The 20,423-nt window shown below is 70.6% G+C and carries 16 protein-coding genes and 2 pseudogenes; 12 read left to right on the top strand and 6 right to left on the bottom strand.

What is annotated here, in order from left to right; genetic code table 11:
- Nucleotides 1-8: 8 nt before the first annotated feature.
- Both ACIHAD_RS45045 and ACIHAD_RS45040 read left to right on the top strand, forming a co-directional pair.
- Entirely contained in the window at nucleotides 9-458 is a 450-nt protein-coding gene (locus ACIHAD_RS45045; RefSeq protein ID WP_397360996.1) for a hypothetical protein, read from the top strand.
- 480 nt (nucleotides 459-938) lie between these two features.
- Nucleotides 939-1,751: a hypothetical protein gene (locus ACIHAD_RS45040; protein ID WP_397360995.1), complete on the top strand. Its 813-nt coding sequence runs from the start codon at nucleotides 939-941 to the stop codon at nucleotides 1,749-1,751.
- A 338-nt stretch (nucleotides 1,752-2,089) separates the two neighbouring features.
- Here ACIHAD_RS45040 and ACIHAD_RS45035 read toward each other — a convergent pair whose 3' ends face one another.
- The 3 genes from ACIHAD_RS45035 to ACIHAD_RS45025 are packed head-to-tail and all read right to left on the bottom strand — an operon-like array spanning nucleotide 2,090 to nucleotide 3,703.
- Complete coding sequence (locus ACIHAD_RS45035; RefSeq protein ID WP_397360994.1) at nucleotides 2,090-2,251, bottom strand: hypothetical protein; 162 nt, start codon at nucleotides 2,249-2,251, stop codon at nucleotides 2,090-2,092.
- A gap of 43 nt (nucleotides 2,252-2,294) precedes the next feature.
- A complete protein-coding gene (locus tag ACIHAD_RS45030; protein WP_397360993.1) occupies nucleotides 2,295-3,032 on the bottom strand; it encodes a hypothetical protein in 738 nt (245 codons plus the stop codon).
- On the bottom strand, nucleotides 3,029-3,703 hold the full coding sequence (locus ACIHAD_RS45025) for an ABC transporter ATP-binding protein (RefSeq protein WP_397360992.1): 675 nt from the start codon (nucleotides 3,701-3,703) through the stop codon (nucleotides 3,029-3,031). The genes ACIHAD_RS45030 and ACIHAD_RS45025 overlap by 4 nt, the downstream gene beginning before the upstream one ends.
- 312 nt (nucleotides 3,704-4,015) lie before the next feature.
- On the opposite strand from ACIHAD_RS45025, the gene ACIHAD_RS45020 reads away from it, so the two are divergent.
- The 4 genes from ACIHAD_RS45020 to ACIHAD_RS45005 all read left to right on the top strand — a co-directional run bounded on the left by ACIHAD_RS45020 (nucleotide 4,016) and on the right by ACIHAD_RS45005 (nucleotide 6,959).
- Nucleotides 4,016-5,068 (top strand): sensor histidine kinase, encoded by a 1,053-nt coding sequence (locus ACIHAD_RS45020; protein ID WP_397360991.1) that lies wholly within the window; start codon nucleotides 4,016-4,018, stop codon nucleotides 5,066-5,068.
- A gap of 3 nt (nucleotides 5,069-5,071) precedes the next feature.
- The gene (locus tag ACIHAD_RS45015; protein WP_397360990.1) at nucleotides 5,072-5,710 is read left to right on the top strand and encodes a response regulator; all 639 of its coding nucleotides are present in this window, start codon (nucleotides 5,072-5,074) and stop codon (nucleotides 5,708-5,710) included.
- An 82-nt stretch (nucleotides 5,711-5,792) separates the two neighbouring features.
- Complete coding sequence (locus ACIHAD_RS45010) at nucleotides 5,793-5,921, top strand: hypothetical protein (RefSeq protein WP_397360989.1); 129 nt, start codon at nucleotides 5,793-5,795, stop codon at nucleotides 5,919-5,921.
- Nucleotides 5,922-6,047: 126 nt separating this feature from the next.
- Nucleotides 6,048-6,959, top strand: coding sequence for a hypothetical protein (locus ACIHAD_RS45005; protein WP_397360988.1), 912 nt, complete (start codon nucleotides 6,048-6,050; stop codon nucleotides 6,957-6,959).
- 10 nt (nucleotides 6,960-6,969) lie between these two features.
- Here the strand turns inward: ACIHAD_RS45005 and ACIHAD_RS45000 are convergent, their stop codons facing one another.
- Nucleotides 6,970-7,836, bottom strand: coding sequence for a LysR family transcriptional regulator (locus tag ACIHAD_RS45000; RefSeq protein WP_397360987.1), 867 nt, complete (start codon nucleotides 7,834-7,836; stop codon nucleotides 6,970-6,972).
- Between the two features lie 392 nt (nucleotides 7,837-8,228).
- Between ACIHAD_RS45000 and ACIHAD_RS44995 the strand changes: the two genes are divergently transcribed.
- The 4 genes and pseudogenes from ACIHAD_RS44995 (at nucleotide 8,229) to ACIHAD_RS44980 (ending at nucleotide 16,580) form a co-directional block, all read left to right on the top strand.
- On the top strand, nucleotides 8,229-8,618 hold the full coding sequence (locus ACIHAD_RS44995; protein ID WP_397360986.1) for a tyrosine-type recombinase/integrase: 390 nt from the start codon (nucleotides 8,229-8,231) through the stop codon (nucleotides 8,616-8,618).
- Between the two features lie 153 nt (nucleotides 8,619-8,771).
- Nucleotides 8,772-9,529, top strand: a pseudogene (locus ACIHAD_RS44990) (integrase core domain-containing protein).
- A 40-nt stretch (nucleotides 9,530-9,569) separates the two neighbouring features.
- Nucleotides 9,570-12,431: an ATP-binding protein gene (locus ACIHAD_RS44985; RefSeq protein ID WP_397360985.1), complete on the top strand. Its 2,862-nt coding sequence runs from the start codon at nucleotides 9,570-9,572 to the stop codon at nucleotides 12,429-12,431.
- Between the two features lie 210 nt (nucleotides 12,432-12,641).
- The gene (locus ACIHAD_RS44980; RefSeq protein ID WP_397360984.1) at nucleotides 12,642-16,580 is read left to right on the top strand and encodes a S8 family peptidase; all 3,939 of its coding nucleotides are present in this window, start codon (nucleotides 12,642-12,644) and stop codon (nucleotides 16,578-16,580) included.
- Nucleotides 16,581-16,695: 115 nt separating this feature from the next.
- Here the strand turns inward: ACIHAD_RS44980 and ACIHAD_RS44975 are convergent, their stop codons facing one another.
- A complete protein-coding gene (locus tag ACIHAD_RS44975) occupies nucleotides 16,696-16,914 on the bottom strand; it encodes a hypothetical protein (protein ID WP_397360983.1) in 219 nt (72 codons plus the stop codon).
- A 348-nt stretch (nucleotides 16,915-17,262) separates the two neighbouring features.
- On the opposite strand from ACIHAD_RS44975, the gene ACIHAD_RS44970 reads away from it, so the two are divergent.
- Together ACIHAD_RS44970 and ACIHAD_RS44965 are read left to right on the top strand one after the other, a co-directional pair.
- Complete coding sequence (locus tag ACIHAD_RS44970; protein WP_397360982.1) at nucleotides 17,263-17,439, top strand: hypothetical protein; 177 nt, start codon at nucleotides 17,263-17,265, stop codon at nucleotides 17,437-17,439.
- A 242-nt stretch (nucleotides 17,440-17,681) separates the two neighbouring features.
- Nucleotides 17,682-18,431, top strand: a complete 750-nt coding sequence (locus ACIHAD_RS44965) for a hypothetical protein (RefSeq protein ID WP_397360981.1) — start codon at nucleotides 17,682-17,684, stop codon at nucleotides 18,429-18,431.
- A gap of 1,185 nt (nucleotides 18,432-19,616) precedes the next feature.
- Here the strand turns inward: ACIHAD_RS44965 and ACIHAD_RS44960 are convergent.
- Nucleotides 19,617-20,201 (bottom strand): annotated as a pseudogene (locus ACIHAD_RS44960) (TetR/AcrR family transcriptional regulator); the annotation flags it as partial.
- Between the last annotated feature and the right edge of the window lie 222 nt (nucleotides 20,202-20,423).

Here is a 20,423-nt window from a genome sequence, read left to right as displayed (position 1 = left end):
TCACACCGTTGATCACCGGAACCGAGCCCCCCGCCCACGCGGTGACCACAAGCCCGGACGGCACGGTCGAGGTCACCGTCAACGAGCTGAGCGATCCCGCCGGGCTGGAAGCCAAGCTGGGTGCGGTGGGCATCAAGGCCGACGTCACCTTCCTGGCCCCGGCCACGCGGTGCGCGGCCCCGCGATTCACCGGCGTGGACCGGGCCTACGGCGGGGAACCCGCTCAGAGCGCGAGCGAGCTGCGTTCACTCGTGGACGGGTCGCGATCGTTCAAGGCCACCCGGGTGACGTCCGTGCGGACGATCCGGATCTTCCCGCAGTACATCAAGCCGGACGAGACGCTCGTGGTGGAGTTCCGCGACAACGGGAACCCGCAGGTGCCCTGGCAGCTCGGCGCCTGGCTGGCCCAGGCGGGCACGTCCGTGAAGCCGTGCACGCCCGTCACGGCCGCTCAATGAGGAGGTTGAGGCGGCCTTCCTGCTGATCGGCGGCGACCGCGTCGCCCGGTGCAGAAGCGGGTTCAGCCCTCCGTGGTGGCAGGACGCATGGACGCTCGGCTTTCGAGCGCCGCAGGCGCCTGCCTTCCTCCTGGCTCCCGGACACCGGTGCTCAGCTGGACGCGTCCGGCGAGACGCTGCGCTGGTCGGCATCGGCCGGCGCGCGATGGACCCTGCACCAGCTCCGCCATTCGACGCTGAAGCATCTGGCCGCACCGCACCGCACCGGAGCCGCAGGCCCAGTCTCGCCACCAGCACCTGTTCGGCCTCAGCAGGTACGTCCGGCCGGTCGAGGAGATCTCCGTCCGCATCACCGCCGAACACGACTCCGCTCCTGCGCCACCGCGCGGTGTGATCACGGCGTAACCTCCGTCTGGAATCCTCACCGCACCAGTGCGCGCCGGGGGAGGCGCGCCCGTGGCCGGAGGAGAACGTCACGCGATGAGGACATGGGCAGCAGTCGTGGGTCTGACGTTCGCCGGAGCCACACTGCCGGGGCTGCCCGCGCCCGGCGCGGCCGCGGCATGGACGGCGGTCGATCCCGTCGCCGCGACCCGGCGTCAGATGGTCAAAGGCCACGGCGTGCGGATCGTCCAACACAGCACCTTCAACAACAACGGCGAATGGGAACGCTTCAAGCCGACCAAGGGCGTCATCGGGTTCGGCGATGGCAAGGTCGTCGCGACCGACCTGGTCGATCATCAGGTCGATGACGTGCGCGACATCTGCATCGGCAAACGCCAATGGGTGTACGACCCGACGAAGAAGCGTGCCGAGGGCAAGAAGTGGGTGGCTCTGCCGGTGCTCCTCCCGTACCAGTGCAGACTGCGCCTGGAGGTGGGATACCTGCAGCTGGACAAGCCGAAGGTGTTCGCGGCCGTGCTGGCCACCAGGACGTCCGAGCGGCCCTCCGACCGCTACGACGGCGTGCCCACGACCCTCCATGAGGGGGTGATGACGTCTCGTCAGCTGTGGGACGTCCGGCCGGAACTGCGTCCGGAGCAGGACGACAACGAGTACGCCGAGTGGCCGGTCACCTGGCGGCTGTGGATCGGCCAGGACGGTCTGGTGCGCCGTGGCTGGGTCAAGTGGCGTCAGCCCGAGGGCCGGCTCAAGGGCGCCACCGGCGGTCAGGGATGGTTCGGGTTCGTCGAGGACATCCGCTTCTCGCACTGGGGCATGAAGGTCACCATCAAGCCTCCACCACGGTCCCAGACAACCGCCTTCAAGCCCTCGAAGGACACAGGCGCCTGAGGCGGCCGGGCGCTCAGCCGAGGTGATCGGCCCGGTCGAGAAGGCATCGCTGCTCGATCCGATCGCCGGTCAGCCAGGCCGCCTCACGGTACAGCCGGGCCGCGTCCGGAGATCGCCGAGGCACGGGCCTGGTGGGATTCTCCCGCGTACCTGGAGATCGCGCCGCTGCGCTCGCGGCACAACGCGGGCGACACGTAGAAGGGCTGTGCGTTTCATTCTGGTCCTCCGTGAACTGCCGGCACATCCCCGACCTGGACGCTCGGCACGAACGTGGGGATCAAGCGGGCCGCCGACGGCGGCCGCCACGGCGAGAGCGAGGCCGCGCTGCGCGCGACCCGTCATCTGTCCGTCAACCGCGACAACCCGCGTGCGGCGATCGCGATCCTGCCCTGGAACGCCTCAGCACTCACGTCGCCGCGTTCGCCGAGATGCTCACCGGCCGCCACGGTGACCGACTTGCCAACTGGCTGACCGCCGCCGAAGAGGACGATCTGTCCCACCTGCGCGCCTTCGCCCACGGCATCCGCCGTGACCACGCCGCCGTCAGCCGATCTCCTTCCTGGAGATGCGCAGCATCCCTGCGGCCACCGGAACGACGATCCACACGAACACCGAAACGGCCAGCCGAAGGGCGGCGCCGCCGGTGAACCCGCCGTTCATCAGGGGGTTGGTAGTGAGGTTGAGGTCCAGCCAGCCCGCCAGGGTCGCGCCCACGTCGCCGAGCCGGGCGACAGTGCTCCACAGGGCCGTGCTGGCCAAACAGATCACGATCGCCGCCGGCGCGTTCAACAACGCCAGCCCCATGCCGAGGCCCTGGCCGGTCACCAGCACCATCGTCGCGATCCAGCCCAGCACCTTGGCGGGCGCGACGGTCCACGTGGCCTCGGCGCCGTGAACCGCGGCGGCGACGGCGGTCATGGGCAGGGCCGCCAGCAGGGCGAACACACAGCCCGCCACGGTGACCGTCAGTGGCGGCAGGCACTTGGCCGCCAGCACCCGCCCGCGCCGGGGCTCCAGTGCGAACGTGGTCAGCGCGGTGCGATGCCGCCATTCGCCGGTCACCGTGAGAATGGCCAGCACGGGCAGAAGCGTCCCGAGCGGGATGGCGGCGGTCCCGGCCAGGGTGAACCAGCGTGGCTCCGACGTGAGGCCCCGGATGACGACGGCCACGAGCGCCAGCCCGATCGTGCTCACCGCGAGGATGAGACCGCTGCGTGTGTCGAACAGTTTGCGGGTCTCGACCCGTAGCAGCCTGGTGAACGGAATGTCGGTAGGGGTCATGCGGCACTCCTGTCGGCTTGGGCGGTCAGTTCGAGGAAGGTACGCTCCAGGCCGCCGTCGCCGGCGAGCTCGGCGACGGTGCCCCGGGCGAGCACACGGCCGCGGCCGATCATCACGATCTGGTCGGCGACCTGCTCCACTTCGTGCAGCAGGTGTGAGCTGAGCAGCACCGCGCACCCGGAGTCGGCCAGGCTGCGCAGCAGCCCGCGCATCCACTGGATGCCCTGCGGGTCGAGGCCGTTGGCGGGCTCGTCCAGGACGAGCGCCTCGGGCCGGCCGAGCAGCGCGTGGGCGATGCCGAGCCGCTGGCGCATGCCCAGCGAATAGCCGCCGACGGCCCGCCTGCCCTCCTTGCCAGTCAGCCCGACCAGTTCCAGGCTCTCTCCGACGCGCGAGCGGGGCAGGCCCAGCATCATCGCCCCCAGCGTCAGGACCTCCCGCCCACTGCGCCCCGGATGCAAGGCGCCGGCGTCGAGCAGCGTGCCGACCCGGCGGCCGGGACAGGCGAGTTCGGCGTACGGCCGCCCGAACACGGTGGCCGCCCCAGACGTCGGCCGCGAGAGCCCGGTCAGGATGCGCAGAGCCGTTGACTTTCCCGCGCCGTTGGGGCCGAGGAACCCGGTGACGCTGCCTGCCTCGACGGTGAAGGACACCTCGTCGAGGGCTTTCACCCTTTTGTATGCCTTGCTGACGCAAGAGAACTCGATCACGGGCCCAGTTCACCGGATTCCCCGCCTCGGGGCATCGGACCCAGGTCGACGGCCACCGGCCGAGAAATAGACCCAGGGCTACCCGCTCTGGACCCGGGTAGCTAAGGGCGGCTCCAGTGCTTGCCTAGGCTGTCGGGCGTGAACGAGCCAGAGGTGGATAAGTGGGGCGTCGATGAGCCGGGCGTGAAAGGAAGGAGCCGGGACGAGGCTCTGCGTTACCTCTGCGCCACTGTGCCTGCCCTGTTCGTCGGCGGGATCTCGATCCTGTCAGCCGTGAACCGCGAGGTCGCCCCCGGCCTCGCCCAGAGTGCGCTGAACTTGGCCCTGTTCGGGGCCGGTCTGGCGCTGATGCGATGGCGGCGCCGCTTCCCCTGGCAGGTCGCGCTGGCGACCGCGCTCCTGACCCTCTATTCGACCACGGCGGCCGGCCCCGCGTACGTCACCTACGTCTCTCTGTGCACGCATCGCCGCTGGCGCCAGATCGTCCCGGTCGCTCTCGCCACGTGGCTGTGCCCGGCGGCGCAGATCCTGTGGTCGGACGCCGACAAGCTCAGGGGCCTCTCCGTCACGGGCGTCACCATGGCGACCGGCAGCGTGATCGTCGGTGGGCTGACCGTCTTCGGCCTCTACCTGCGCACATGGCGCGACTTGGGCGCCTCGCGGCGACAGGCCGCGCTAGAGGCGCAGGCGCACCGCGTCGAACAGGCCAAACTAGCCGAACGGGTCAATATCGCCCACGAGATGCACGACGTGCTGGCACACCGGATCTCTCTGCTGGCCATGCTCGCGGGCGGCCTGGCACACCGCACCGACCTCACCGCCGAGCAGACCCGCGAGGCGGCCCAGGCGATTCAGGAGAACGCACACCAGTCGCTCAACGAACTGCGTGCCGTACTCGGCACGCTGCGGCGCGACGGCGGCGTCGAGGACCCGCAGCCGAACCTGGCCGACCTCGACGCCCTGTTCGACGAAGTACGCGCGGCCGGGCAGCAGGTCGAGGTGGCCGACACTGTCGAGGGGCGCGAGCTGCTGCCGGCGCAGACGGGGCGGCACGCGTACCGGATCGTGCAGGAGGCGCTGACCAACGCGCGCAAGCACGCGCCGGGCACCCGAGTGAGGGCAGAGCTCGGCGGACGGCCTGGCCAAGGGTTACGGATCCGGATGAGCAACCCGGCTCCGTACGCCGGATCGTCCGGCCCCGGCCCCGGCGGGCGGCTGGGCCTGGTCGGGCTGGCCGAGCGGGCCCGAATGGCCGGGGGCACCCTGAGCCATGCGGTCCAGGACGGACGCTTCGTCCTTGACGTACGGCTGCCGTGGGAGGCTTGATCCGTGATCAGAGTGGTGATCGTGGACGACGACCCGATGGTACGCACGGGGCTGCGCCTCATCCTCGGCGGCGAGCCAGACCTGGACCTCGTCGGCGAAGCAGCGGACGGCAGGCAGGCCATGACCGTGGTCCGCGACATGCGGCCCGATGTCGTCCTGATGGACATCCGGATGCCGGTCCAGGACGGACTCACGACCACCGAGCTACTGCTCGATCGGCCGTCGCCGCCGCGCATTCTGGTGCTGACCACGTTCGACGCCGACGACATGGTGCTGCGCGCGCTGCGGCTCGGCGCGCACGGCTTCCTGCTGAAGGACACGCCGCCCGCGAAGATGATCGAGGCTGTGCGCGCGGTGGCCAGGGGCGAGCCGGTCCTGTCACCCAGCGTCGCCCACCAGGTGATCGCGGCGGCCACCTGCCGGTACAAGCCGCAGGCCGTCAAGGAGCTGGACCAGCTCACCGAGCGCGAGCGCGAGGTGGCGATCGAGGTGGCCAAGGGCAGCTCGAACTCCGAGATCGCCACGAACCTGTCGGTGAGCGTGGCCACGGTGAAGGCCAACATCACCCGCATCTTCGCCAAGCTCGGCACCGACAGCCGCGTGGACGTGGCGAACACGGTACGCGACGCCGGCCTCCTGTAGCCCGTATTCCGGAACCAGCGGCAAACGGCAGTGTGTCGAGCGGCAGTGGTCACCGGAGCAGCCGATTCATGGGCGCTGCGAGGTGGTCCAAACGATCGCGGCGCTCTGCGACATCTTCGACTGCACCCCGGCCCAGCTCATCGCCACCAAGGCGGAGAACGCCACGTCCCGCAAGACCACCACCGACGACACCGACGTTACGCGGAAGTGAGCCATATCGAGAACTGTCCCGGTGACCCCAAAAAAGTCTTGGACGAGCGGTTACTGAAATCGTTTTCTGGAAGGGCTGGAGCCGCACCTCCCCTCGTCACCCCGCTCCGGCACCGGAAGGAGAACCATGAGGTCGTTGCGCATCCTGGCCGCCGTCACCGTGACGCTTGCCCTGACGACGAGTCCGGCGGCGGCTCAGTCGCCGCCGCCCGGCCGAGACAAGCCGGTCACCATCGTCTCCGATCAGGCGGGCGAAACCTTCACCGAGTCCGTCAGCGCGGCGGATGCCGTCGGAGTCCGGACCATCACCTGGACCTCGAACACCGGCGCGAAGCTCAGGCTTCAGGGAGTGCTGCCCGGCAGCACCGTCCGGGTCGTCCACGCGGCGTCTCAGGTCCCCGGTGTGAACCCTTCCGCCCAGCTCGCCGGCGGCCGAGCGGTCGGACTGTCCATCACCGGACCGAACCTCAGCAAGTCCGAACTGCTGAAGTACGCCGGGTCCGTCCCCGATCCGGCGACCAGCGGGGCCGCCGCCCTGAGCACCCCGGTGGACCGGAACCCGGACTGGTGGCTGGTCGCCGACTACTGGTTCGGCAACGCCCACATCTACGGCTGGTACGGCTACTGGCTGGTCAACAACGACGGAGCCGGGAACTGGGGAGTCCTCGGCCAGATCTGGCACAGCGCCAACGACCTGGCGAAGGGTACGGAGATCAAGCAGACCTGGCAGTGGACCTATGTCCCGCCCGGCAACATGGTCGTCGACCAGGACCCCAAGTGGACGCAGTTCTTCGAGCCCTGCCGGCAGCAGCCCATCTCCGTCAGCATCTTCGGCTTCTCGGTCGGAGGCAGCATCTACAACTGCCGGGGCCAGGTCGACCCTTGGGCCTGGGCCAACAGCACCGACACCGGCGTCGGGGTGAGCTGGAAGGGCAAGAGCGGCTACACGACCATCGGCGGCGCGATCGACTTCGCCATCTACAGTCCCTCGACCGCGGCCTGGAATGTCTCGGGCTGGATCAAGCTGATCGATGACTGACCGTTAGCCGTCAGGCGGACTCGGAGTTCTGGGCCCAGGCGAGGCTCGCGGCGATGTACCCGGTCACCAGGGGCGAGTGATCGGTGCTTCGCCTGGCCAGGACGAGGTGGGTCGAGGGATGATCGGCCAGCGGGACGTAGCGCACGCCCGGGACGGGATTCGTCCGCGTCGTCCGCTCGGGAACGAAGATCGCGGCCTGCTGCCACAGGACCGCGTGCAGCCCCTCGCCGAGTGATCGCACCACCGGACCGTCGCCCGGAATCTGCCAGAACTTCACCCAGGTGGGGTCCGCCTCGCTGGGCAGCCGGACGGTCCGGTGGCCGTACAGCTCGGCGCGGGCGAGTGAGAGCCGGTCGGCCAGCGGGTCGTCCATGGGCAGCGCCACGTATATTGGCTCCGCCCGGACCGCGTGAACCGCCAGCCCGGTCTCGTCGAACGGCGTGAACGTGATCGCCACATCGACCTCGCCGCGCCCCAGCCCGATCGTGGGATCGGCCACGTTGCCCTGGCGAAGCTGGACCCGCGAGGCCGGATACCGCTGGGTGAAGCTCCGGGCAGCCTCGGCCGACAAGGCCGACTCGGCCGGGCCCAGCACGCCGATCCGCAGTACCGGCTCACCGTTCGCCTGCCGTACTCGCTCGACCGCGCCCGCGGCGGCGGCGAGCAGTCCCCGGGCCTCCCTGAGCAGCACCTCGCCGGCCATGGTGAGGATCATCCCGCGCGCGGTGCGGACGAACAGCGCGCATCCCAGCTCCGCCTCCAGTTCGCGAATGCGCTGACTCAGCGGCGGCTGGGAGATGAGCAGGCGATGGGCGGCGCGTCCCACGCTGCCCTCTTCCGCGACGACCACAAAGTACTGCAATCGGCGTAAGTCCACACGCGCGACGGTATATCGAAATCTTGACTATGGATCTACCGAAGGGGCATGAACTTGATGGGGAGAGAATCGCGGGCACGAAGCTACGTATCGTCCTGCCAGCCGCCCTCCTCGGGCTCACCGGCCTGCGCGCGCCCCGCGGAGGTAAGCGCCGGGCCGCGTTCCTTGATCCTTCTCGGTGGCGACGGCCGAGGCGGACAGGAGCGAGGCGGTCCCACTCGATCCCCATGTAGGTCGGGAACTCGCTGTCGTTGTCGAAGAACGGCCCTTGCACGGCGGCGGTCAGGCACTCACCGACGATCTGGAGTTCCCGGTCGCTCATCGAGTCAGGCTGTCGGCCCTCCACTGCGATGGCGGCCTCAAGGTGCCGGGCCACGGTCAGCAGGTCGCGCGTGCGGAAGTATTCGACCTGCCGGCTGCTGCGCCTGCCCGACGGACATCCCGACGGGCCCGTCCGCCTGCGGGGGCCGCTGTTCCTGGCCAACCGGAGGCCCGTCCCCGCCCGCCGGCCCGGACCTGAACACATCTGCCCCCACACCGGGCGGCCACGCTTGGGGTATGACCGCCTTCGCGTCCTGATGGAGGCCCACCTCGGGCTGGACCCGCACCAGCTACGCCATAGCGCGGCCACCCATCTGGGCGAGGCCAAGGTGCCACTGCAACTCATCATGGCCAAGACCCGGCACAAGAACTCGCGCACCGCGATGCGCTACACCCACCCGGGCGGCGAAGCCATCACCGAGATCACCGCCATCCTCGCTCCGCCTCGACGCACCCACTAACCACAGGTCAGATCCATATCCGTTGGTTTTTCGCTGTTTGCTACGGGGACCCCATACGGGGACGACGACACGATGTCGATGATCTTGTGAATGGGTGAGGGCCTTCGGTTCGGTGTGGATTGCGACATCCACACGCCGAACGGAAAGGCCCTCATGCCCCACCGTAACGCGCCGCTGACCGAACTGGGACGCCTGCGCCTGGCCCGCTGTGTCGTCGAGGACGGATGGCCGCTGCGCCGAGCCGCTGAACGCTTCCAGGTCGCCGTCACCACCGCCCGCCGCTGGGCCAACCGCTACCGCCTGTTCGGTGAGGCCGGCATGCGTGACCGTTCCTCCCGCCCGCATCACAGCCCCCGCCGCACCCCCACCCGGACCGAACGGCGCATCATCAAAGTACGGCTGCTGCGCCGCTGGGGGCCCGCCCGCATCGGCTACCACCTGGGCCTGCACCCCTCCACCGTGCATCGCGTCCTTACCCGCTACCGGCTCACCCGCCTGACCCACCTGGACCGCGCCACCGGCCGTGCCGATGAGACCAAGGAAAGCGCCGCCGCGTTCTGGCAACGCGCCCAGGCTTTCTTCACCGCAGCCGGGATCACCGTCCGCCGGGTGCTCACCGACAACGGCTCCTGCTACCGCTCACACCTATGGCGCGACACCCTCACCAAAGCGGGCATCACCCACAAGCGCACCCGCCCCTACCGGCCCCAGACCAACGGCAAGGCCGAACGCTACAACCGCACCCTGCTCGACGAATGGGCCTACGCCCAGCCATACGCCTCAGAGACCGAACGCCGAGCTGCCCTGCCAGCGTGTGGCTACACACCTACAACCACTACCGCGGACACACCGCCCTGAACGGCCTGCCACCCGCCAGCCGCGTACCCAACCTCACGGGACAGAACAGCTAGTAGGCTGACCCTCGTCTTGATCTCGAACGAGGCCGGTGACGTGACCCCCCGAATCGCCAGCAGCGCACGGATCGTCTCACCGAAACTGGTCGCCAGGGCGGCGGAGTTGTCCACGCTCCTGTCCACGCTGGGCACCCCCCCGGCGGTCGCGGTTGTCGAGGGCGAGGCGGGAATCGGCAAGACCCGGCTCGTCACGGAGCTGACCACCGAGCTGGCCGGGACGCTCGTGCTGACCGGCGGCTGCGGGCACATCCGCGAGCCGTTCCCACTCGGCCCGGTGCTGGAGGCGCTGCGCGGCACCGGCGAACGGCTGGCGGCCGCCTCCCTGTCACCGGTGGTCGGGGCGCTACGGCCACTGCTGCCCGAGATCGCGCACGTGCTCCCGGTCGCGCCGGAGCCGCTGGGCGACCGGGTCGGTGAGCGGCACCGGGTGTTCCGCGGGCTGGCTGAGCTGCTGGCCACCCTCGGCGCGATGGTACTGGTGCTGGAGGACATGCACTGGGCCGACGAACAGACCGTCGAGTTCCTCGGCTACCTGCTGTCCGATCCCCCGCCGGCTCTGAGCGTGGTCCTCACCTACCGCGGTGAGGAGGTGGGGGTTGGCGTGCGGGCGCTGACCTCCCGGCTGCCGACCGCCGTGGCCAGGACCCGGGTGGCGCTGGCCCCGTTCAGCACGGCAGACACGCAGGAGCTGGCCGCCTCGATCCTTGGCACCGTGCGCGTGTCCGAGGACTTCGCGCTCTACCTGCGAGAGCGCACGTCGGGCCTGCCGTTCGCGATCCAGGAGCTGCTGGCGCTGCTGCGCGCCCGCGGCACACTCGTACGGCGTGACGACGGCTGGGCGCGCAAGGCGATCGACGAGCTCGACGTCCCCGCCGGGGTGCGCGACTCGGTGCTCGAACGGGTCGGCCGCCTGTCTCCCGCCGCCCGCGCGGTGGTCGAGGCGGGCGCGGTGCTGGAGGCGCACGTCCCGATCGGCACGCTGCTGGAGACCTGCGGGGTCCCGGCACGCGAGGCGGAGCCCGGGCTCGACGAGGCGCTCGAACGCGGCCTACTGGTCGAGCGGTCGGGGTTGGTCGGGTTCCGGCATCTGCTGGCCGTACAGGCTGTGTACGGCAGTGTGTCGCTGTCGCGGCGGCGGGACCTGCACACGCGGGCGGGGGCGGCGGTGGGGCGGCTCAGCCCGGTGCCGCTCGGGCAGCTCGCGCACCACCTGCGCCACTCCGGGCAGCTGGACGCCTGGGTATCGGCGGCCGAGCAGGCCGCCGATCAGGCGATCGCGCTCGGCGACGACGACGAGGCGGCGCACCTGCTGGAGGCGGTGCTGCGTCACGCTCCGCTGGATCCTGTCCGGCGGGCGGAGCTCGCGGTCAAGCTCGGCTGGGCGAGCACCAGGACGCTGAAGGTGGTCGCCGAGCTCGACGCACTGTCGGAGGCGCTCGCGCACGACCCGCCCCAGCCGTTGCGCGGGGAGTTGACGTTCCTGTATGCGCTGGGCCTGGACCGGACGGCGGCAGAGCCCCACCTGCAGTGGAGGGCCTTCACCGACGCGGTGGAATACTTGGACGGGCGGCCCGACCTGGTCGCGCAGGCGATGGTGGGGCTCGGCCTGCCGACAACGCCGGCGGTGCCGCTGGCCGAGCACGTCGGCTGGCTGGAACGGGCGCTGGAGCAGTTGCCGGCGATCGACGACGCGCCGCTGCGGGCGTTCGTGCTGGGCAAGGTCGCCATGGTGCTGACGGCGGTGGGCGATCCCCGCTGGGGGGAGCTGGCGGACCGGCTGCTGGCGCAGACGGGCGGCAGGCCCGTGCACCGCAGGGAGGTGGGCGCGTTCTGCTCGCTCGGCGAGGACGCGTGCTACGCGGGGCGGTACGAGGTCTCCGACCGGATGCTGTCGGCCGCGCTGCTCGGCGCTGCGGGCTGCGACCTGACCAGGTGGATGGAGTTCAAGTGCCGGGCGGCGCTCGCCGTACTCGCCTATGCGCGCGGCGCGTGGACCGGCCTGCGGGAGGAGATCGCATTCCTGTCCGAACGGCTGGTCGATCACCCGCGCGAACTCGCCATGCTGGACACCGTCAAGGCCTGTCTGACACTCGCGTCCGGTGAGGTGGAGCAGGCCCGGCTCGGGCTGCTCGACGTGGTGGATCGGGCGACGCGGATGGGTGCGATCGACCTGCTGCCGATCGCGCTGGGCGCGCTGCTCAGGCAGGGCGGCGAGTCGCCCACCGGGGTCGCGGCGGCCATCGCGGTGTGGGACACCAAACGGCTCTGGCCGGTGGCCGTGCGGGTGCTGCCGCCGCTGGTCGGCGCGCTGGTCGAGGTCGGGCGCCGGGAGGAGGCCGCGACACTGACCGACCGGCTCGAGCAGGAACTCGCCACGCTGGACGCGCCACTCGCGCCCCCGTCGCTGGCCCACGCCCGCGGCCTGCTCGCCGGCGGCGCACAGGACCCGGCCATCGCATCGGCCGAGTTCCTGGCCGCGGTCGACGGCTACGACCGGCTCGGCTGCCCGTACGAGGCCGCCCAGGCGCGCGAGCTGGCCGCCGCCAGCCTTTTCGCGCTCGCCGACGAGCGCGCCGCCGAGCTGCTGAACGCGGCCCTGGCCGGGTACGCCTTGCTCGGTGCCCGCTGGGACCTCGACCGTGCCTCCCACCTGGCCAGGCGGCGCGGCGTCCCCTCACCGGCCCGGCACCGGGGCGGGCCGAGCGGCTACGGCGGCGACCTGTCACCCCGGGAGCGGGAGGTCGCGACGCTGGCGGCGACCGGGCTGACGAACAGAGAGATCGCCACGGAGCTCTTCTTGTCGACGAAGACGGTCGACAAGCATCTCAGCGCGGCGCTGCGCAAGCTCGGGCTGCGTTCGCGGGCCGCGCTCGCCCGAAGGCTGGACGGCGGGGCATAAATGGGGATTTTTACCCATAGGTAGGTAGAGGGCGCGCCGCAGAGCATGGGCGTCATGTCCGGAACCAATCCGCAGCGTGACCTTGAGCACCCGGAGGAGCCCGAAGAGGGCGACCAGGAGCCCGACGAGGACCCCGCTGCCCGAGTGCCCGATGACGGTTGGGTCGACGTCTGACCGCCCGCCCGCCTGACCTACCTCCCGAGGAGCCCCATGCCTAGTTTCTCGCGCCTGTTACGGCGCGGATCCGCCGTCGCCGTCACCGCGGTGACCCTCGCCGGCTCGCTGTCTGCCGTCTCCACGCCGGGGGCGCTGGCCGTGCCGGCCGCGCAGCCCGATCTGGACCGGCTGCCGGCGGGCACGCACAAGATCACGCTCATCACCGGCGACACCGTCACCCTGTCGGACCGGGGCGGCGCTCACCAGGTCGACGTGGACCCCGCCGCCCGTCCGGGCGGCCCGGCGCCCGCCTTCCTGACCAGGGCGACGCCCAAGGGCGTGTACGTCTTCCCGACCGACGCCATGGCCGCCGTGAATGCGGGCAACGTCGACAAGGAACTGTTCAACGTCGAGTACCTGGCTGAGAACGGCTACACCGACGCCGAGGCCAAGCAGCTGCCGGTCATCGTCCAGTACCCGAAGGGACGGCGCGGGGTGAAGGCGGCGGCGGACGCGCTGCCGGCCACCACCACCGCCACCGACCTGACCAGCATCAGCGGCGCCGGACTCCGGGTCGATAAGGCCACGGCCGGCGACTTCTGGAGCGCCGTCCGCGACGGCGGTACGGCCGCGCGCACCCTCAAGCAGGGCGTCGCCAAGCTCTGGCTGGACCGGAAGGTGCAGGTCAACCTGGCCGAGAGCGTTCCGCTGATCGGCGCGCCCCAGGCCTGGGCCGCCGGGTTCGACGGCACCGGGGTGAAGGTCGCCGTCCTCGACACCGGCGTCGACACCAAGCATCCCGACCTGGCGGCCGTGCTCGCGGAAACGCACTCGTTCGTCCCCGGCCAAGACGTGACCGACGGCCACGGCCACGGGACCCACGTGGCCTCCACGATCGCGGGCTCGGGCAGTGCGTCTGACGGGAAGAACAAGGGCGCCGCCCCAGGCGCCAAGCTGCTGATCGGCAAGGTGCTCGACAACGCGGGCCAGGGCGAGTCGTCCTGGCTCATAGACGGCATGGAGTGGGCCGCGAGCAGCGGCGCCAAGGTCGTCAGCATGAGCATCGGCGGCGGCGTCAGCGACGGGTCCGACCCGATGTCGCAGGCCGTCGACGAGCTGACGGCGAGCACCGGCACGCTGTTCGTGATCGCCGCGGGCAACAACGGGCCCGGAGCACGGACCGTCAACACGCCGGGGACCGCAGAGGCCGCCTTGACGGTGGCAGCCACGACGAAGACCGACGAGCTGGCCGGCTTCTCCAGCCGCGGCCCCCGCCTGGACGGGGCGCTCAAGCCGGACATCGCCGCCCCGGGCTTCGCCATCGTCGCCGCGCGGGCCGCGGGCACCGCGATGGGCACGCCGGTGGACGACTACTACACCTCCGCCAACGGCACCTCGATGGCGACCCCGCACGTGGCGGGCGCCGTGGCGATCCTCGCCCAGCGCCACCCCGACTGGACGGCGGCGCAGTACAAGGCCGCGCTGATGAGCACCAGCAAGCAGGTCGGGCTGACCGTCTACGAAGAGGGCGCCGGCCGGGTCGACGTGGCCAGAGCGGCCTCCCAGCAGGTCGTCGCCACCACCGCGAACCTGGACTTCGGCGACGGCAAGACCGCCACGAAGCAGGTCACCTACGCGAACCTGACGGACCAGCCGGTCACGCTCACGCTGACCCCGACGCTGTCCGACAGCAAGCGCATACCGATCGAGGGCGCGCTGAGCGCCGACAAGACCCTCACGGTCCCCGCTGGCGGCACCGCGTCCGCGACGGTCACGCTCGACGCGGCCGACCTCGGCTTCGGCGCGTACGGCGGCGCCATCATCGCCGAGGCGGGCGACGTACGGCTCAGCACGCCGGTCGGCCTGTTCATCGCGGGACCGAGAGTCACGCTCACGGTCAAGACGATCGGCCGGGACGGCGCCCCGCTGACCCCCACGGGGCTCGACATCGTCAGCGTGACGGACTCCGAGGAGCAGCCCGACGGCGCCGGCGTCTCGGAGCCCGGCGTGGTGACGGTCCGGGTGCCTCCGAGCACCTACAGCATCATGGAGCTGGCCGAGTGGATCGACGACGACTCGCGGACGAACTACGGCTGGCTGAGTGACCCCGAGGTGAAGGTCACCGAGGACACCACGATCACGCTCGACCTGCGCAAGGCCAGCCAGGTGCGGTTCAGTACGCCCACTCCCGCCGGTCCGCTGAACAACATGGTGGTCGAGACCTACCAGCGCACGACGGAGAACGGCGCGCAGTACGCGGGCATGCTCGACCACATCCCCTGGGACCGGGTCTGGGCCACCCCCACCAAGCGCGTCACCAAGGGCAAGTTCCGCTTCACCCAGCAGACGATCCTCGGCCAGTCGGAAGTGAGCATGTCCCTCCTCGGCAAGGGCATGCCGGACATCCAGGCCGTCACGGGGATGCACTGGGAGTACGAGGGAGTCGAGAGCCAGAACGGCCATCCCGGCTGGATCCCGTTCACCGGAACCCAGGATCTCCCGGTGGTGAACGTGGGCACGGGCACTCCGGAGGAGCTGGCCGGCATCGACCTCAAGGGCAAGCTGGCGCTGCTGGAGACCGGCCTGCAGGCCAACATCTTCGGCTCGGCCTGCGGGGTGCCGATCGAGGTGCTGCAGAACCTGCGCGCGGCCGGGGCCGCCGGAGTGGTGGCGTTCCCGAGCGCGCCGTCGGAGACGATGCCGCGCTGCTCCCTGCCGTTGCCGATCTCGCAGAAACCGTTCACCGGCGAGCTCAAGGAGCTGGGGATCGCCAACGTGTCGCTGTCCGCCCGCGACGGCGCAGCCGTACGCGACCGGCTGGCCAAGGGCCCGGTCACGATCCGGGTGGCGGGAACGCCTGACACCTCCTTCACCTACACGCTGAAGGAGTACCAGGAGGGCAGGATTCCCGAATCGCTGAACCACACCTACAAGCGCAACCAGCTCGCCCAGGTCGACGTGGTACACGTGGCCTCGGACCCGGCCACCAAGTTCTCCGACCACCGCCTGGCCTGGAAACAGGACGAGCGCCTCTTCATCCCGCAGGCGGTCGAACTCGGCACCTGGTCGGCTGTCGGTCCGCACACGCGGCGCGACTACGTCGGTCCGCTGGCCGCGGACGTGATGCAGCTGAACGTCAGCGTCGCCCACTCCTCTGACAACACCGTCGAGGTGAGCGACGCCCTGGACATCTACGACAAGCCGGTCCGCACCCAGCAACGGATGTTCGCCGGGCCGCGCACCCCCGCCGGCTACACGGCGCCGGACAAGGTGTACCTGGTGCCCGACCCCGCCAGGCCGTACCCGGCGACCCTGGGTCTGAACACCCCGTGCGACCTGTGCAGGCGCGGCGACCTGCTCTTCCCCATCTTCCACACAATGCGGGTGAACGGCGGGCTCCAGCAGCACGACGACATGGGCGGGATCTACGGCTACACCTACCGGCTGACCAAGCAGGACGGAACAGACGTGCCGCTGACCCAGATCAACCGCGTCCCCCTCTTCAGGATGCCCCCGGAGAAGGCCACGTACCGGCTTGCGGCGACGAGCAAGACGATCAGCACCGTCTGGACGTTCACCTCGTTCCGCGCGGAGAAGGACACGGTGAAACCGGGACACATCTGCGCGGTCGTGTCCAAGGATCCGTGCCGTCCCGAGCCGATCGTCACCGTCGGCTTCGACCTGGATGACACGCTCGACCTGCGGAACACCGTGGCCACCGGACGGCACCGCTTAACCGTCAACGCCGGGCACGGCCCGTCGCTGGAGGCGATGCCGAAGATCGCCGGGCTGAAGGTGTGGACCAGCACGGACGACGGCAAGACCTGGAACCCGGTCCAGCTCTCGAAGAAGAAGGGCGGCTCCTACACCGCGACCGCGACCTACCCGCCCCGCGACCAGACCACGGGGACCGTCAGCCTGAAGGCGGAAGCCTGGGACACCGACGGCAACCGGGTGGAACAGACGACGCTGAAGGCGTTCGGACTGCGCTGACGTAGCAGGCGCACCGCCCCGGCCCGGTCGGTGCGCCTTGCTCGATTCATGACGAGGTCATGCACAGCCGATGAGCACAGACAGTGAGGTGCGGGCCTGACCACGGTCGTCCTGGTCACCGGGGGAGCCGACGGCATCGGAAGCCGCAGTGGCCAGGTGGTTCGCCCGCGACGGCGCCCGCGTGGTGCTCGCGGACGTGGACGGGGCAGCGGGCCAGGCCCTCGCAGCCGAGATCGACGGCCTGGCTGTGCTGACGGACGTCACCCGCGAGCGCGACAACCAGGCCCTCGTCGGCGCCGCACGCCCAGATGAGCCGGGACGCGTCGCTGGTCATAGATGCCTCGCCAGCGGTTGACCAGTGAGAACGCGGCAGGCTCCGGGCTGCCGGGACTGACCGCACTACCCCGGGCAGTCCCTCTCCTTTCGCCGAACCGTCCGCGCCCGGAGCCCCACACCACGGCGACCCAACGGCGACCCAACGAGCCGTCTCTACGCTCACGGCGAGTTGGTGCGCGCCTGATACCTACTGCAGGCATCAACCCATCCCGCGCCGCACTGAGGAGAACCAAGGAGAGGGGCGTGAGTCATCCCCGTAGCAAGTACAGCCGGCGGGCAGCTTCGATCAACCGCTCTGTCAACATGCGCAGATATCTATCTCTTGCGGATCCTTGTAGCGCTTTCGTTGACCGCCTCCGCGTCGCCCGCGGTCAGCGTGGCCCCGTCCAGCACCGCCCACGGCACGTCCCAGACCTCGGCCAGCGCCCTGACCAGGGCGGTGCGCTGGCCGGTGCGCGGGTCGACCAGGACGACGCACTGGCGGGGGGCGTCGCCGCCGGAGAGCCGTAGTGCCTGCTGCTGACCACCGCCAGGGTCTCCCTGGCGCGGACGGGAAGAGGTCAGGCCCGCTCAGGGAGATCGCCGGCGCAGGGGCCTGCTCTCAGGCCGGCCCGCGGGCGGCGAAACGGCTCCTGGAGCCGAACAGTCATCGGCCGCCGCCTGACGTCCAGCGCGAGCCCAGGCGTTGCACGCCTTTCGCTGCGATCAGGTCACCGTCCGGACACGTCGGCCGTCCCCGCCGTCGGGGTGAGGTAGGGAGGAGGGGTGCGCCGACTCCCCTTGGTGTTCCTGGCCGTCCTGCTCGTGCTCAGCGCCTGCGCCGAGGATCCCGCCGTACGGGCCGCGCGCGTGCACGCCGAGGAGATTGCCGAGCAACTAGGCCGTGGCCTCGACTGGAACGCCGAAGACGTCGGCTGGGTGCTCTCCCGGGACGAGGACGTCGAGGTGTACTCCGTGACGGGCACCCGGTACAGCACCACCGACCGGGGACGGGTGCTGCTGCGGATCCGCGCCGCCGGCCGGGTCGGCGCGGACGGCCGGCCGCAGCCCGTGGACGCCGCCACGCGCGCCTACGAAGCGACCCACGGCCCGTCCCCGTCCAGGTACGCGGTGGCGTCCGTCTGCTTCGAGATCTGGGTGTCCTATGCCGACGCCGACGTGCACGAGGTCGACTGCCCGACGGGCGAGCCCCGGGCCTTTCGCTCCCCGGCGGCGATCCCCGGCGACGCCTTCGCGTGGCTGGAGACGCACCTGCCCAAGACCCCCGACCTGGTGGCCGCCCTGGAGGCGGTAGACCATCTGGACCTCGACGACCGCATCGGCAAGGACGTGGCCGAGATCGACGGCGTGATCGGCGTCGCGCTGCGGGAACGTCCGGGAAGATGCTTGTTCGCCCGGGTAGGCCCGCAGGACGTCGAGGTGTGGTGGCCCTCCCGCGTCCAGGCCATGCCCGGGGAGAGCAGTTGCAGCGCCGCCGAGGCCGCCCACGGCCACGCGCAGCGCCCGCCCCGTTGAACGGCCACCGCCGCCCGCTCCCGAGGTGAGGTCGTCTCCAGTCCTGCGCGTGGAGGACTTGTCCGGCGGATCTGCGCCCTACCGCCACCCCGGGCCGCAGTCCTCCAAGGCCCGCAGTGCGCAACGCCGGGTGCCGCACAGCCCGCGGCGCCCGGCCCCATGGTGATCCAGGTCGCGGCCGGCCTGTGCCGGGCCGAGCATCACGGAGGGGCCCTGGCCCGTGTGGCGCTCACGAACACCACGCGCGCCCGGCAGGGGCGTTCAGGAGTGGACGGCGCGGATCTCCGTCACGGTGAACGCGTCGACGATGTGCCGGTTCTGCACCAGGAACCCCACCACTCCCGCCACCGCCTCCACGCCCAGGGCGGCTCTCACCCGTGCGCTCAGAAGGTAGACCAGGGGCGTCGACGGCTGGGTCAGCGTGAGCCCGCGGTCGTGGCGGTGCACGTCCTGCAACGCCCTGATGGGGATCGGCCGCTCGGTGGTGAACCACGCCGCGACCTCCCATTGCGGATGTGCCGGATCGGCGTCGGCACAGGCGTGGTAGCAGGCGACGCAGCCATGGCCGGCATGCCGCCCATGCGGGCAGGTCCATTGGGCGACCTCGGCCGGGCTCTGGTCGTGGGCGCTCAGGACGGCCGCTTCGGTGACGCGGCGGCGCGCCGGCCGTGACCGGTCCTCCGGCGGAGAGGCAAAGTCGCTGCTGATGATCGGATCCCTTCCAGGCTGCATGCCAACACGTCGGAGCCTAGCGGCGGCGGCCTGTGAACTTCCTGGTACAGGCGGAGTTCTCGTTCGAGAAGAAGGAGCCTTCGCGGCCTTCTTGCCGACCGGAGGGATCTGGCGGGACAGCAGGAGGTAGTACCAGCCGTAACCGGATCTGTCGTTCTCGCAGTGCTTGTCGGCGGCGCGGACCCGGGTCTCCTTGTGGACGCAGATCTCGATGCGGTCATCCTCGTCCAGGATCATGTTCGTCACGCCCTTGCCGCCCTTCTTGGGAGCTCGGTACGTCAGGCCGGCGTACTCGCCGGTTGTTCCCTTGCCGACCTTCTTGCCGATGGCGGGGATCCTTGCGCCGGCGGGCAGGAGGCGCCGGGCGTAGCCCTTCTCCTTGTCGTCGCAGAGCTGGTAATCGACTTCGAGAACGGCGAGGCATCTCTCCCGGCTCGGCCCGGAGCTCCTACAGCTGGCGTCGTGCCAGCTCGGCCGTACGGTGGGACGGCCTTCGGCGAGGGCGCGCTCCCGCTCGGCGCACATGTGCACGACGAGCCGGCCGGCCATGTCGGCACGTTCGGCGCGCACCTCGGGGCTCAGCCGGGGCAGGCAGCGCCGCAGGCCGTCCACGACGCGTTGCAGGGTCGGGGAGGTCAGCGCCTCCTCGCTCATGATCTGGCGCAGGGCGGGGTCGGTCATCACCTGGGCGGCGAAGCGGGCGTACCAGGTGGGGGTGCCGAGACCGGCCAGGTACTCCGTGAGCGAGCGGACCAGGCACCCGACCCAGTCGCGCACGTCGGTGGAGCCCTCGATCTCGGCCAGCATGCGGCGGCGCAGCAGTTCGACGTCGTCGGTGCGCTTGCGGACGATGGCGCGGACCAGGTCGGCCTTGGTGCCGAAGTGGTAGCCGACGGCGGCGTTGTTGCCCTGGCCGGCGGCCAGGCTGATCTGGCGGTTGGAGACGGCGTACACGCCCTGCTCGGCGAGCAGCCGCTCGGCGGCGGCCAGGATCTGCTCGCGGGTGGCGTTGACCCGCTCGGCCCGGACGGCGCTCATCGACCTCCCGCGTGACGCACCAGCACGTTCCTTTGTCAGGTCCAGGCAACCAACCCGGGCCATCGTAAGTCAAGCGACTGCTTTAACCTTCGGCTCGCCGCTTGTGCCGAAACGCCACGACGGGTCAGGCGAGCGTGCCGAGAAAGGCGCGGATCGCAGCGGTGCAGCGGGCCGCGTTCGGACGGTCGATGAAGTGGTCGCCGTCGAGTTCGACAAGAGCCG

It is taken from the genome of Nonomuraea sp. NPDC052265 (assembly GCF_044547985.1).
GTDB lineage: Bacteria > Actinomycetota > Actinomycetes > Streptosporangiales > Streptosporangiaceae > Nonomuraea.
This window is presented reverse-complemented; position numbering and strand designations above follow the sequence as displayed.

Bases quoted from the DNA above. Each gene is read 5' to 3' on its own strand.
- ACIHAD_RS45005 (WP_397360988.1), top strand. From the start codon at position 6,048: ATGAGGTCGTTGCGCATCCTGGCCGCCGTCACCGTGACGCTTGCCCTG.
- ACIHAD_RS45040 (WP_397360995.1), top strand. From the start codon at position 939: ATGAGGACATGGGCAGCAGTCGTGGGTCTGACGTTCGCCGGAGCCACA.
- ACIHAD_RS44980 (WP_397360984.1), top strand. From the start codon at position 12,642: ATGCCTAGTTTCTCGCGCCTGTTACGGCGCGGATCCGCCGTCGCCGTC.
- ACIHAD_RS44975 (WP_397360983.1), bottom strand. From the start codon at position 16,914: ATGACCAGCGACGCGTCCCGGCTCATCTGGGCGTGCGGCGCCGACGAG.
- ACIHAD_RS45030 (WP_397360993.1), bottom strand. From the start codon at position 3,032: ATGACCCCTACCGACATTCCGTTCACCAGGCTGCTACGGGTCGAGACC.